Source organism: Corynebacterium callunae DSM 20147 (genome assembly GCF_000344785.1).
Classification (GTDB): Bacteria; Actinomycetota; Actinomycetes; order Mycobacteriales; family Mycobacteriaceae; genus Corynebacterium; species Corynebacterium callunae.
In genome coordinates, this window is record NC_020506.1 from 1944560 (window position 1) to 1957802 (window position 13243).

General features: G+C 53.4%; 13 protein-coding genes. 1 reads left to right on the plus strand and 12 read right to left on the minus strand.

The annotated features are described in order from the left end of the window. Positions 1-104: 104 nt before the first annotated feature. Positions 105-392, minus strand: coding sequence for a YggT family protein (locus tag H924_RS09140; RefSeq protein WP_029703283.1), 288 nt, complete (start codon positions 390-392; stop codon positions 105-107). A gap of 21 nt (positions 393-413) precedes the next feature. Between H924_RS09140 and H924_RS14185 the strand changes: the two genes are divergently transcribed. Next, on the plus strand, positions 414-563 hold the full coding sequence (locus tag H924_RS14185) for a hypothetical protein (protein WP_155861948.1): 150 nt from the start codon (positions 414-416) through the stop codon (positions 561-563). Between the two features lie 57 nt (positions 564-620). Here the strand turns inward: H924_RS14185 and H924_RS09145 are convergent, their stop codons facing one another. From H924_RS09145 to H924_RS09195, 11 genes are all read right to left on the minus strand, one after another. Further along, entirely contained in the window at positions 621-1073 is a 453-nt protein-coding gene (locus H924_RS09145; protein WP_015651679.1) for a cell division protein SepF, read from the minus strand. A gap of 77 nt (positions 1074-1150) precedes the next feature. Next, on the minus strand, positions 1151-1855 hold the full coding sequence (locus H924_RS09150) for a YggS family pyridoxal phosphate-dependent enzyme (protein ID WP_015651680.1): 705 nt from the start codon (positions 1853-1855) through the stop codon (positions 1151-1153). After that, entirely contained in the window at positions 1855-2595 is a 741-nt protein-coding gene (pgeF, locus tag H924_RS09155) for a peptidoglycan editing factor PgeF (RefSeq protein ID WP_015651681.1), read from the minus strand. Before pgeF ends, H924_RS09150 begins: the two co-directional genes overlap by 1 nt. Positions 2596-2621: 26 nt before the next feature. After that, the gene (ftsZ, locus tag H924_RS09160) at positions 2622-3971 is read right to left on the minus strand and encodes a cell division protein FtsZ (RefSeq protein ID WP_015651682.1); all 1350 of its coding nucleotides are present in this window, start codon (positions 3969-3971) and stop codon (positions 2622-2624) included. Between the two features lie 279 nt (positions 3972-4250). Then, the gene (locus H924_RS09165) at positions 4251-4919 is read right to left on the minus strand and encodes a cell division protein FtsQ/DivIB (RefSeq protein ID WP_015651683.1); all 669 of its coding nucleotides are present in this window, start codon (positions 4917-4919) and stop codon (positions 4251-4253) included. A gap of 27 nt (positions 4920-4946) precedes the next feature. Continuing rightward, on the minus strand, positions 4947-6404 hold the full coding sequence (murC, locus tag H924_RS09170) for a UDP-N-acetylmuramate--L-alanine ligase (protein ID WP_015651684.1): 1458 nt from the start codon (positions 6402-6404) through the stop codon (positions 4947-4949). Between the two features lie 30 nt (positions 6405-6434). Continuing rightward, entirely contained in the window at positions 6435-7517 is a 1083-nt protein-coding gene (murG, locus tag H924_RS09175) for an undecaprenyldiphospho-muramoylpentapeptide beta-N-acetylglucosaminyltransferase (RefSeq protein ID WP_015651685.1), read from the minus strand. Between the two features lie 29 nt (positions 7518-7546). Next, positions 7547-9169: a peptidoglycan glycosyltransferase FtsW gene (locus H924_RS09180; protein ID WP_042392663.1), complete on the minus strand. Its 1623-nt coding sequence runs from the start codon at positions 9167-9169 to the stop codon at positions 7547-7549. A gap of 2 nt (positions 9170-9171) precedes the next feature. Continuing rightward, on the minus strand, positions 9172-10590 hold the full coding sequence (murD, locus tag H924_RS09185) for a UDP-N-acetylmuramoyl-L-alanine--D-glutamate ligase (RefSeq protein WP_015651687.1): 1419 nt from the start codon (positions 10588-10590) through the stop codon (positions 9172-9174). Positions 10591-10593: 3 nt separating this feature from the next. Next, positions 10594-11694 (minus strand): phospho-N-acetylmuramoyl-pentapeptide-transferase, encoded by a 1101-nt coding sequence (mraY, locus tag H924_RS09190; protein ID WP_015651688.1) that lies wholly within the window; start codon positions 11692-11694, stop codon positions 10594-10596. Positions 11695-11699: 5 nt separating this feature from the next. Further along, complete coding sequence (locus H924_RS09195) at positions 11700-13241, minus strand: UDP-N-acetylmuramoyl-tripeptide--D-alanyl-D-alanine ligase (RefSeq protein WP_015651689.1); 1542 nt, start codon at positions 13239-13241, stop codon at positions 11700-11702. Positions 13242-13243: the final 2 nt, after the last annotated feature.

Here is a 13243-nt window from a genome sequence, read left to right on the forward strand (position 1 = left end):
GCTAATCACTTTAGGCTTGTCGCCAATGAACGGGTGTGCATTTAGGGGGTAAAAAATTCTAGCCGCGCTCCATGCGACACGCGACCAAGATTCTCAAAAGCACTTTAAGCAAACATCAAAATCACTCTTTGAAGCACGGAAAGCGCAAAGAAAAGCACAAGCACCGAGATATCAAGCCGAACATTACCCAAGGGCAATGGCGGAATGACCTTACGAAGCAGCTTCACAGGCGGATCGGTAATTAGGAAGATTGGTTCTGCAATAAAGAAGAACCACTTCGGCGGTGCGAAAGATCGGGAAAAGGACTGGATCATTTCAATCACGATGCGTGCCACAAGCACCCAGGTGTAGAGACTAATGATCCAAGCAATTAAATATGCAATGGTACCCACGAGGAAACAGCCTAACTGATAATGAAGGTTGATGACATTTTTAAAGACCTGATAAAAAGAAAACCCGCCACTCACCTACCTGAAAAAGTTCCAGGCTGTTGTGGTGAGACGGCGGGCAAACAAGGATTTCCGGTCACGCTGCACATGAAGCGGCTGTGGAGAGCCTTCTAAAAAAAGCTATCAATCCAACAACCCTTTGCGATCCGGTAAACCAGCATTCGCTAGTTTTTAGCGAATACGAGCTGCGCGTTCCAGCTCAGAGGTAGTAACAGTGGACATCTCTGGGATAACCGCAAAGGTGAGGCTGTCGATCTTCTTCATCTGACCGCGGAGTGCGAAGCACAGGCCAGCGGCGAAGTCGACGATACGACGGGACTCGTCACGGGAGAGCAGGCTCATATCAAAAACCACAGCATCGCCATCGCGGAAAGCGGCGCCGATGATCTGTGCATCTTCAAAAGAGTTGAGCTCTACCGGCACGATAGTGGACTGGTAGGTGCGAGGTGCAGGAGCAGCTGGTGCTACTGGTTCTGGAGTGTATCCATATTCACGCTCACGGTATTCGGGCGCGTATGCAGGTGCAGCCTCATAACGTGGCTCGTCTGCGTAGTATGCGTCGTCGTGGTCGGTCTCATAAGGAGCGAGTCCGAAGAATTCTTTGGTCTTCTTGAGCATTGACATGGCAGTTTCCCTTCACCTGGAATGTCTATTTATTTCATGTGCAGCTGGGGTGTTCATCACACCCTTAACTTGATTTTCTACGCTAGCGGTCGCGTTCCCAGAATTTCTGTTCCGACACGCACGATTGTTGAGCCATGCATAATTGCTTCCGCGAGATCTCCAGACATACCTGCAGAAAATTCCAAAGACCTGTCAAAGTGTTGTTCTAAACCTGAAAGAATCTCTCGTGCCTGGGAAAACGCTCGCTCAGGTTCCCAATCTAGCGGGGGTACACACATTACACCCGCAAAATCGAGGTGTGTCGCCTCTTCTATTGCCTCAGCTAGCGGTGTGACCTCGCCCAAGGGCGTTCCGCCACGAGCTGGATCGCCATCCAAACTTAGCTGAATAAAACTTTGCAGGCTTGAGATAGTGCGGTCGCCGCGTTCGAGGGCTAATTCCATTCCCCGGTTCAAACCTTGAGCAATTTTTAGACTGTCGATGGAATGCACCGCGGCAGCCCAGCGCGCCACGGAATTAGCTTTTTTGGACTGGATTTGGCCAATCATATGGAAATCCATTTCCGGTAATTGCACTGCCTTATCGCGAGCTTCTTGTTCGCGATTCTCCCCCACTGCCTTCACGCCTAGGTCCTGCAAGATCTTAACGTCTTCCAGCGGGTGAAATTTAGTTACGGGCAGCAACACGGCACTTCCTGGTGCCCGACCTGCGACCTGGAGGGCGGCGTCGATACGCGCTTGTACTTTGTTGAGGTTGTCCTGGAGCTGTTGAATTCTCTCCATTAGGCCACCTCAGGCAGCCAAATTACGCCAGCCTGGCGGCCGGTGGTGCCTTCACGACGGTAAGAAAAGAAATCCTTATCTTCGATGGTGCAACGGGGGTCGGAATCAATGGAATGAACACCCAGGCTCAAGAGCTGACGCAGGAGACCAGCGCGGATGTCTAGACCAGTGGTGCCCTTGGTGGTGCGAGTAAGAGAGCCTGGCAACTTGGCTTCTACATCGCGGGCCATTTCAGCGGGCACTTCATAGTTCTTACCGGAGGCAGCAGCTCCCATCAGAGCGTGGATACTAGCTGGAGTTGCGCCAAGTTCCACCATCTTTTCCACGGTCTTTTTCATGATCCCGTTTCGCGCACCCATGCGTCCGGCATGCACAGCAGCGATAACGCCAGCTTCAGTATCAGAGAGCAAGACGGGAACGCAGTCTGCCACAAGCACTACTAAGGCCAAGCCGCGTTGGGTGGTTACCAAAGCGTCGGTCATTTCTACGGGCGTTCCTATGGCTGGAGCTTGGTCCACCACTGTGACGTTATTGGAGTGGATTTGTTCCATGTACACCATGCGTTCTGGTGCCAGCCCAATGCTTTGGGCCAAGCGGGCGCGATTTGCGGCAACTGCTGCAGGGTCATCGCCAACGTGATCGCCCAGGTTGAAGGACTCGTATGGAGATTGCGAAACCCCGCCGGCACGGGTGCTAAACACCTTGCGGACGGGGCGGGAGTGAAGATCAAGACTATCCATAGTGGACTAGTCTATTCACCTTTTAACTAACGCAGGAAGCTAGGGACATCCAGATCGTCGCCACGATCGTCACGACGGTCATCACGGCGGTCGTCGCGTCGCTCATCACGACGGTCGTAGTCACGATCATCGCGACGTTCGTCACGGCGATCATCGCGACGTTCGTCACGGCGGTCATCGCGACGGTAGTCACGCTCACCGTTGGTGAAGAGTCCACCGCTGGAGCGGGTCTCCTCAATACGATGACGAGCACCTGCGGAACGAGACTGATAAGGATCATTCTCTTCGCGGGATCCACCGAAGATGCTCTCATCCTTTGGTGGCACGGTGGCGTTGGACTGTGGTGCCTGGCGCTCACGAGCAGCCTGATCAGCAGCAGCGGCGTTGTTTGCAACGTTTCCGGCGCGACGGTTCTCAGAAGCGGTCGCGCGAGCAGCGTCAAAGCCGGTGGCGATAACGGTAACGCGGACTTCATCGCCCAGGTTGTCGTCGATGATGGTACCGAAGATAAGGTTAACGTCCTCGTCAGAGCGCTCGCGCACCATGGAGGCTGCAGCGTTAACTTCCATCAAGCCAAGGTCAGATCCACCAGCGAAGGAAAGCAGAACGCCGGTTGCGCCGTCCATGGTTGCCTCGAGCAGTGGGGAGTTTATTGCCTGCTCGGTTGCGGAAACCACGCGGTTATCGCCCCGTGCAGAGCCAACACCCATCAATGCAGAGCCAGCTTCAGACATAACGGAGCGAACGTCCGCGAAGTCCACGTTGATCACACCAGGGATGGTGATCAGATTGGTAATACCCTGCACACCATTGTGGAGAACCTCATCGGCTGCGCGGAAGGCTTCCATCATGGAGAGGTTGGCATCGCCAAGTTCAAGCAGGCGATCATTTGGAATGACGATGAGGGTATCGCAGACCTCTTTAAGAGCTGCAATGCCTTCTTCTGCCTGGCGGGTACGGCGACGGCCCTCAAATTCGAAAGGCTTGGTAACAACACCGATGGTCAGAGCACCCATCTTCTTGGCGATTCCAGCAACCACTGGGGCAGCGCCGGTACCGGTGCCACCACCTTCACCTGCGGTGACAAAGACCATATCGGCACCCTTGATGGTCTCTTCGATTTCATTCTTATGGTCTTCTGCGGAGGTACGTCCTACCTCTGGGTTGGCGCCAGCGCCGAGGCCACGGGTGGCCTCCCTTCCGATGTCGAGCTTTACGTCTGCATCGGAGAACATGAGAGCCTGCGAGTCAGTGTTCACCGCAATGAACTCCACGCCCTTGAGGCCTTCTTCAATCATGCGGTTGACGGCGTTGACTCCGCCGCCGCCCACGCCGACGACCTTAATCTTGGCGAGGTAGTTGTTCGGTGAGGTCATGGTCGATGTCTCGCCTTTCGAAGAGTTGATACTAAAAAGTGCTTTTATTTAAAAATTTTTGAATAAGACTATCAGGCATGTCTCAGCCCACTAGTCATTATCCGGCTGTTATACATCTTGTGCGAAAAGCAGCCCAATGTGTCGGACATTTCGGGCGGCGTGTCGCCACCCTCAACCTTTACTTTAAGGTTGTTGAGGTGGAAAAACGCACAAAACCACAGTGCCAAAAACAGCCACATTATGGCACTGAATACCTGAAATCTGATTCAGCTAGCCACTTTAGCGGACACTTACCATTGACGGTGAGCTGATATTCCAATGCTGCCCTTCACGCTTTAAAACAGTAGACATAGCTACCGCTTTATCGTGATTATTTTCTGCTGAACCCCAGTAGATTTCCCGACCATCTTTGAGTTTAAGCAAAATATCAAATTGGTCAGGGGCTTCTACCGTTGCAACGTTGTTTAACATGGCAGCGTCTTGTTCCCTGATGGAGTTTATCACTGAGATCACTGCTGGCAGGATCTCCGGATTATCAGCATCGGTGGCTTTGACCTCCACAGTTCCAGGTGGTGGGGTGCCAATAATAATGGCCTTGCCCTCGGTGTCATAAATAACATCACCATCGGCGCTGCTTTGGAATACTGCAGCAACTCGCTCCTGTACCTCAACACTGATAGTGCCAGGTAATTTGCGGTTGATGGTCACAGATTTCACCCAAGGCAATTCCACAATATTGTGGGCTGCGGAGTTGACATTTACCCGCAACAAATTCTCCCCCTCCACAATGCCTGAGGTCTCGATTACTGCTGCTGGATCAGTGGCAGCGGTGCCATTTACCTCAATGGAACTAACTTTGAGGATCGGCACAAACCAAGCCACTGCTCCCAAAATTGCAGCGATGGCCACCAGGGCGGCCACCACAATAGCGATAGTCTTCTTTTTCACAGGCACTAACCTTCGCTCTTGATAGAGCTAGTCTTGGAGTTCAGCAAGGATCTCCGGAGCCAACATGGTCACAGAGCCTGCACCCATGGTCAGCACAATGTCATGTGCCCCGGCAACCTCGGCGATGCGCTCCGGAACCGCCGAGAAATTGGGCTCATAGACCACGGGGATGGTCATTTTATCAGTGATGATACGCGAGCTTACGCCCTCCACAGGTTGCTCACGAGCACCGTAGATTTCCAGCAATACTGCCGCATCCGCCAGTGACAATGCCGCTGCAAACTCGGTTGCGAACTCAATGGTGCGGGAATAAAGGTGAGGCTGGAAAGCCACAATTACGCGACCCTTGCCAGCAGCCTGCACTCGCTCGCGCGCTGCAGTAAGTACTGCCTGCACCTCGGTTGGATGGTGTGCATAATCATCAAATACTGCAGCACCGGCAAAATTACCGGCCTCAACAGTGCCGTGGTACTCAAAGCGGCGGCGTACACCGGAGAAGTCACTTAGGCCTTCAACAAGCTTGTCGACGTCGCCTCCCACCAGGGAACCGGCCACCAGGGCGGCCGCACCGTTGAGCACCATATGATCGCCTGGGATTTGCAGGATCACAGAAAGCTGTTTGCCCTCAAGTTCAATAGTGGCGCGGGTGCCTTCTGCAACAACTTCAGTGTCCAAGATGGTGGCCATGGCTGGAACCTCTGGGTGTGCTTCTACTGCATCCACGGTGCCATAACCCACCGTCTTAATGCCCATGCGAACAGCACGTTCTCCTAGATCGGCAGCATGGGGGTCATTAAGGCAAACCACCAAGGTTCCACCAGGAGCAATACGGCTGGCAAAATCATCAAAAACCTGGAAATAAGCTTCTGGAGTTTTAAAGAAGTCCAGGTGATCTGGTTCAACATTGGTCACCACGGCAATGGTTGGCTTATAACGCAATAGTGAAGCATCAGATTCATCTGCTTCAGCAACAAAAACTTCACCAGTGCCATGATGCGCATTGGTGCCCGCCTTGTTGAGCTGACCACCGATAGCAAAGCTTGGATCCATCGCAGCTGCCTGCATCGCAACAACAGTCATTGAGGTGGTTGAGGTCTTGCCGTGAGTGCCGGCGATGAGCACCTGCTTTTGCCCTTCCATCAACTCACCAAGCAAATCGGAACGGCGAATAACGGGGATATTTTCCTCGCGAGCACGCACCAATTCAGGATTATCTTGTGGGATGGCGGCAAAAGAGGTCACCACTACCGTTGGTAGTTCGCCGGCGAGTTCTAGGTTTTCCCGGGCATGGCCGACTGCAATTTTGGCTCCTACTGCGCGCAGTGGCAATAGGGTGCGGGAATCCTTGGCATCAGAACCCGTCACGGTCTTGCCGCGGGCCAGCAAAATGCGAGCCACACCAGACATTCCAGCGCCACCAATACCAATGAGGTGAACGCGAGAAAGGTCAATATTTTCTGGGGTCACTGCAGCTTGATTTGTCATCGAAAGCGTCCTTAAGTTGTTTAAAGCGATTTATCGTTTAATGGTATCGGCAATGAGATCTGCGATGACCTCGGCTGCGTTACCAACTCCAGATTCCCGGGCAGCAGTAGACATCTGCTGAAAAATGGTTGGGTTGTTGAGGATCTGCAGGATCTCGTCGACAAGCTTTTGAGCGTTAAGGTCTGAATCCTTTAACTCAACCGCGGCGCCGGCCTCAATAACTGCGGAGGCATTAAGTGCCTGCTCCCCGTTGCCGTGTGGCAGCGGGATATAGATGGCGGGCAGGCCCGCTGCGGTGACCTCAGCAACGGTCATGGCACCGGAACGGCACACAATAAGATCAGCCACGGTATACGCAGCTTGCATATCCTCAATAAAAGGCACTGGCACATAACCTGGTTGGGCAGGTGGCAGCTCATTTTTCTTGCCCACTGCATGCAACACCTGGAAGCCAGCCTCCAATAATTGCTCCAATGCACCAGCTAGAGCTTTGTTAATGCTGGCTGCACCCTGAGAACCACCGGTAACCAAAATGGTGCTGCGGTCTTTATCCAAACCCCACTGCGCACGAGCACGGTCTGCGGCCGAGGCATCCCGGTCACCGCCTAGGCCTTTACGAATAGGAATGCCCACTACCTGGCCTTCCATACCGGAGCCAGACACTGCATTTAAGCCCACGCCACCGAGCTTAACGCCGAGCTTATTAGCCATACCCGCACGAGCATTTGCCTCATGGACAAAAAATGGCAAGCCCAGTGAACGAGCTGCCAAATATGCAGGTGCAGACACATATCCACCAAAACCAATCACCGCTTGAGCATTGGTATTTTTCAGAACTGCGCGGGTTTGACGCAGGGACTTCAGCACTCGGAAAGGCAGCTTAAAAAGCGCGCTATTAACCTTGCGTGGAACCGGGACAGGCTCGATGAGTTCAAGTTTAAATCCACGGTCTGGCACCAAAGAGGTTTCCAATCCGCGGGAAGTGCCAAGCGCTACAACGTCTGCATGGTATTTATCTCGCAGGGCTTCTGCCACAGCCAGGGCTGGTTCAATATGGCCTGCGGTGCCACCACCTGCGACGACCACATTAAATGGATGCTGAGGTTGACTCATCTCTACCTAAATCTCCTGACTTCCCACAACTAGCGACGATAACGGTCATTCCATGGACCACGGTCCGCGGAGCCACCACGATTTTTGGAGTTGGGCCGTGGTGGATTCTGCTCGCTTCGATTTCTGACGCTACCAGCAGCACCTCGACCGGTGGCACTAGAAGTCCCACTTCGAGGAGTTCCACCGCGTTTGGGATCAGTCCGAGTAGCCGGGTTACGGGTTTTGGCGCGGGCGGTAACAGGCTGTCCAAAACGATCTTGGGTCGCCTTAGATTCTTTAGCTGCCTTGGAGGTTTTTGCACCGGCTGGAGCCTTCTTAGAACGTACCGGAACATTACTTCTGGTCAGTTCACTTGAAGGTTCTTTAAGACCAAGCAAGCGGTCAATTGCTGGACGCCCATAAGAGGCCATCGCGGAAACTGCTTCTGGTTCATGGCGGGCACAGCTAATCAACAAGCCCATTGAAGCCAAGGTGATAACAGCTGAGGTACCACCCGCAGAAATCATCGGGAGCTGAATACCAGTAACAGGCAGCAAACCAATGACATAGCCAATATTAATAAAGGCCTGAGAAGCTACCGCCGCTGTCAAGGTTGCAGCCATGAGACTTAAGAAAGGATCATGGCTGCGCTTGGCGGTACGCAAACCAAAGTAGAGCAAACCAGCAAAGAGAGCGATTACTAAGGCGCCACCCCACAGCCCAAGCTCTTCACCGATGATGGCAAAGATGAAGTCATTTTTAGCCTCGGGTAAGTAGAACCACTTGGCGCGAGATTGTCCCAATCCCACACCCATTCCGGAGCCATCCGCCAAAGAAAGGAAACCCTGATAGGACTGGAAGGCGATGCCGCGCACATCCTGGAAATTTCCAAAGAGGGCATCAAAATACACTTCAAAACGATTGGAGCGGAAACCGCCACCGACCGCCAAAGTGACCAATGCAGCAGCCATGAGCAAACCGGCGACCACAATCCAGCCCAGGGCAATGCCTGCAAAAAACAGCATAAAGAGCACAACCAGCACAAAGGACACGGCCATACCGGCGTCGCCTTCAAGGAAGATGAGCACCGTCATAAAGCCACCCACAGCGGCAAACTTCATATGGTGATTCCAGAACCAGTGCCCAACCGGGCCTTTATTGGAGAGGTAATGAGCACCCCATACCGCAATGGCGACCTTGGCAATTTCCGAAGGCTGGAATTGGATGGGTCCCAATACAATCCAGGATTGGGAACCCACCTCTTCCCTACCGGTACCGATGCCTGGAATCTGCACGGCCAGCAGCAAGATTATTGAGACCACCAAAAAGGCCGGGGCAAGGGACCTAATTGTTTGAGGCCGCATCATCATTGCCAACCACATGGCAAAAAAGCCCAGCACAATCATGATGCCCTGGCGTAAAGCCGTGCCCCATACCGAGCCACCTTCACGCAGCGACCAGGTCATAGAAGAGGAATACACCATGACCACGCCAAGGCAGGACAAAATGACCACAATGCACAAGAGCATTATGTAGTCAGTCAGGGGGCGAGAGAGCAGATCATTCCAGGCATTAGAAATGCGCTCACGGATTCCCAACCCGGTCCTCGTAGAGGATGCTCCTTTGGGAGCTGCCGGGCGTGCAGGTTTCCGATATGAGCTGCCGGAGGTCATGATTAGCCTTTCTCTTCCACTTGTTGCTCGATTGTCTCAACAACAGTGCGTGCAAAAAGATCGCCACGCTGGCCCATGCCTTTAAACATGTCCAATGAAGCAGCAGCTGGTGCCAAAAGCACAGTATCGCCCGGAGCTTTGAGACGGAAAGCCTCGGCAACTATCTCCTTGGTGGCAGCAACTGGATCACTGAGATCGGTGACAAAAACACTTGCAGCTGGGGCGTGTGTTTTAAGGGCTGCCACAATCTCGGCACGATCTACGCCCAACACCAATGCTGCCTTAATGCGGTGCGCATGCTTAATGACCAACTCTGAAATATCGGTGCCTTTAAGCTGTCCACCCACAATCCAAATCACGGAATCATGACCGGCCAACGCAGAATCAGCAGCATGCGGATTGGTTGCCTTGGAGTTATCAATAAAGTCAACACCGTTGTCCGTTGCCACGACCTGGCCACGGTGTCCCGCGACTTCAAAAGCAGCCAAAGCGTTGGCAATTGCCGCTGCAGACACACCTTGGGAGCGGGCAATCGCAGCGGCCGCTAACGCGTCCAGCACCCCGGCTGGTCCGGCGGGATTAATGCCGTCAGCCGGGGCCAGGGTGTGCTGCTGGGAAAACGCATTATCGACGAGTTCCCCTGCCTTAACACCTAATTGATCTTCCTTTGGCTCGCCCAAAGTAAAACTCTTGAGTCCAGCAATATTTAGTTCTTGAACAAGTTCAGTGAGATAAACATCATCAGCACCAATTACGGCAACTGGGCCATGAAGAACCTTGGCTTTGGCCAATGCGTATTCGCGCATGGAGCCATGCCAGTCAATATGATCCTCAGCGAGGTTGAGCAAGACACCCGCATCTGGAGTGAAGGTGGGAGCCCAATGCAATTGGAAGCTGGAGAGCTCCGCTACCAAGACGTCAACGCGCTCTTTGGCGTTAAGCGCTTCAGAAACTGGCAATCCAATATTTCCAACGGCCTTGGCTGCAAAGCCGCCCTCATTCATCATCCCCGCCAGCATGGCGGTGGTGGTGGTTTTTCCATTGGTTCCGGTGACTGCAAGCCACGTGCGAGGCTTGCCGAAAACACCTGCCTGGTCCAGGCGCCAAGCAACCTCAACGTCCCCTACGACCTCAAGGCCGTGGCGGTGGGCGTCGACAAGCAAAGGGCTGTCTGGATGCCAGCCTGGTGAGGTGACGACCAAGGAGAAGGTATCAAGTTCGGCGCGGGCGCGGTCGGTGCTCATGTCCTGGGCGTCGACCAATTCAATGAGCATATGGCGCGCAGTTTCATTGTCATCGGCGACAACCACAGTGCACTTGAGGTCAGTGAGCATGCGGGCGATGGAAATGCCCGACACACCGGCACCGGCTACGAGGATACGTCCCTGCAATTCAGCTGGGAGTGTTGAAATATCAGTCATCTTTTATACCTCTGCCAAACTCAGCCAGTCACTATAAAACACTGCCATGCCACCAAGCACACCCATAACGACAATAAGCCAGAAACGAATGACCACGGTGGTTTCCGCCCAGCCTACTGCCTCAAAGTGGTGGTGGATGGGAGCCATCTTAAAGACGCGCTTGCCACGAGTTTTGAAAACAAAGATCTGGATGGCAACGGAAGCAACCTCAATAACAAAGAGGGAGCCGATAATAACCATCAGCAACTCGGTGCGAGTAACTACCGAAAGGCCAGCGACCAGGCCGCCCAATGCGAGAGAACCGGTATCACCCATGAAGATCTTGGCCGGTGCGGCATTCCACCACAAGAAGCCCAAGGTCGCACCCAATCCGGCAGCACACAAGATGGAAATATCCAGTGGATCGCGGACGGTGTAGCAGCCTGCTTCTACGGCAGTATCGCAAGAGTTACGGAATTGCCAGAAGGTGATCAAGGTATAAGCACCCATCACAAAAGCAGTCGTACCAGCAGCTAAGCCGTCTAGACCGTCAGTGATATTAACTGCATTTGACCAGGCACTAACCACCACATAAATGAAAATGAGGAAGATAATGATGCCAATAATGCTGCCACCAAAGGCTAGGTCAATGGTGTCAATATCGCGGATGAAGGAAAGATGAGTGGACGCTGGGCGCACTCCACTTTCATCGGGGAATTGCAGCACCAAAAGGCCAAAGACCAAGGCGATAGCCAACTGAGAAACCAGCTTGGCAGTCTTGTTCAGACCCAGGTTGCGGTTCATGTACAGCTTGATGAAGTCATCGGCAAAACCAGTAGCACCCAGGCCGAGGGTTAGACCCAGCACCAGCAAACCAGAGACAGTAAAGCCACCAACTCCCTGGGCCATGGCTAACAGGTTAGTAAATACGTAGGCCACCACAATACCAGCGATAATTGCGATACCACCCATGGTTGGGGTGCCACGCTTACGCAAATGTGATTGCAAACCTTCTTCGCGGATTTCCTGGCCTAATTGGCGATTGGTGAAATACCGAATCAACAAAGGAGTGAGGAAGATGGAGACCAGGAACGCAACGGCCCCGCTGATAATGATCTGTTGCATGTGTTTTAATGTCCTCCCACATTCCGGCTGGAATTGCCGTCAACTGCGGCGTGCAGCGCTTCTGCCACTCGCCATAAACGATCCGCATTTGATGCCTTAACTAGCACGACGTCATCGCGCTTAAGTTCGCGCTGCAAAAGCTCAGTAGCTGCATGGACATCGGCTACCTGATCAGTAGTAATTCCTCTGTTTAGTGCAGCCTGTACGAGTGCCTCGCTATTAGGGTTCTCCCCCACTGCGATAAGGCGATCTACGTGATACTTGGCAAGTTCGGCTCCGAGTTCAGCATGTGCTTCCTTGGCATCATCGCCAAGTTCACCCATCTGTCCTAACACTGCCCAGCTACTTGCTTCGGAACGGCCGCTTGCGGTGTAGGCAAGAGCTGCAATTCCGGCGCGCATAGAATCTGGATTTGCGTTATAGGAGTCATTGATAATGGTGACGCCATCTTTGCGGGTGCGGACATCCATGCGGTGTGCTGATGCTGCAGCATGCGCTTGCAAACCTGCAACCACTATTTCTGGAGCTACTCCGGCTTCAATGGCAATTGCTGCTGCTGCCAGGGCATTAGCTACCTGGTGTTCGCCAAAAACTTGCAAGCTTACCGGCCACGATCCATCTTTGGTGTGCAACTGGAAGCTTGCACGGGCAACATCGTCAAGCACGACATCGCTAGCCCAATAATCCACGGCGTGCTGTGTCTTCTTGGTTCGGCCATGGCGTGGTGCCTCGCCAGACGCAGAGAAGTACACCACCTTAGCGGTGGTGCGTGGTGCCATCGCAGAAACTAGATCATCATCTGCATTGAGTACTGCTACTCCACCTTGGGTAGCAGCGGGCAATGCCTCAATGATCTCGCCTTTAGCCTGGGCAATATTTTCCCGAGAGCCAAATTCACCCAGATGTGCGCTACCCACGTTAAGCACTGCGGCAATTTGTGGCGGTGCGATTTCAGTGAGGTGGCGTATATGCCCGATACCACGCGCTGACATCTCCGCTACCAAATATTGGGTGGTCTCGGTGCAGCGCAAAGCGGTATGGGGCAAACCAAGTTCATTATTAAAAGAGCCTGGAGGCGCCACGGTTTCCCCAACCTGGGATAACACAGTGGCAATAAAGTCCTTGGTGGAGGTTTTACCAGCAGAGCCGGTAATGGCCACCACGTTGAGTGAATGATCAGCTACGCATAGGTCAACAACCCGGCGCGCCAATTTGGAGAGTGCAGCAACAACGGCAGCGCCATGACCGTCTGGATCATGGGCATAGATATCGGCATTTGAGTTGGTGGCAGCAACCTTTGGCACGATGATGGCTGGAGCTGGGACTTCGCGGGCAGCCAATACTGCGGCTGCTCCCTTTTCCACTGCTGCTGCAGCATATTCGTGTCCATCTACCCGTGCGCCTGGAAGAGCTAAGAAGAGGCCTCCAGGAACGATTGCCCGAGAATCAAATTCGACGCTTCCCAGAACTGGTGTGTGCGCCTCGGCGCCACCGCTGAGTGTGCCGCCAACAATCTCGGCGATCTCCCCAAGTGTCAGCTGAATCATGA

Bases quoted from the DNA above. Each gene is read 5' to 3' on its own strand.
- ftsZ (WP_015651682.1), bottom strand. From the start codon at position 3,971: ATGACCTCACCGAACAACTACCTCGCCAAGATTAAGGTCGTCGGCGTG.
- murG (WP_015651685.1), bottom strand. From the start codon at position 7,517: ATGAGTCAACCTCAGCATCCATTTAATGTGGTCGTCGCAGGTGGTGGC.
- murD (WP_015651687.1), bottom strand. From the start codon at position 10,590: ATGACTGATATTTCAACACTCCCAGCTGAATTGCAGGGACGTATCCTC.
- H924_RS09145 (WP_015651679.1), bottom strand. From the start codon at position 1,073: ATGTCAATGCTCAAGAAGACCAAAGAATTCTTCGGACTCGCTCCTTAT.
- H924_RS09195 (WP_015651689.1), bottom strand. From the start codon at position 13,241: ATGATTCAGCTGACACTTGGGGAGATCGCCGAGATTGTTGGCGGCACA.
- murC (WP_015651684.1), bottom strand. From the start codon at position 6,404: ATGACAAATCAAGCTGCAGTGACCCCAGAAAATATTGACCTTTCTCGC.
- H924_RS09150 (WP_015651680.1), bottom strand. From the start codon at position 1,855: ATGGAGAGAATTCAACAGCTCCAGGACAACCTCAACAAAGTACAAGCG.
- pgeF (WP_015651681.1), bottom strand. From the start codon at position 2,595: ATGGATAGTCTTGATCTTCACTCCCGCCCCGTCCGCAAGGTGTTTAGC.
- mraY (WP_015651688.1), bottom strand. From the start codon at position 11,694: ATGCAACAGATCATTATCAGCGGGGCCGTTGCGTTCCTGGTCTCCATC.
- H924_RS14185 (WP_155861948.1), top strand. From the start codon at position 414: ATGAAGGTTGATGACATTTTTAAAGACCTGATAAAAAGAAAACCCGCC.
- H924_RS09180 (WP_042392663.1), bottom strand. From the start codon at position 9,169: ATGACCTCCGGCAGCTCATATCGGAAACCTGCACGCCCGGCAGCTCCC.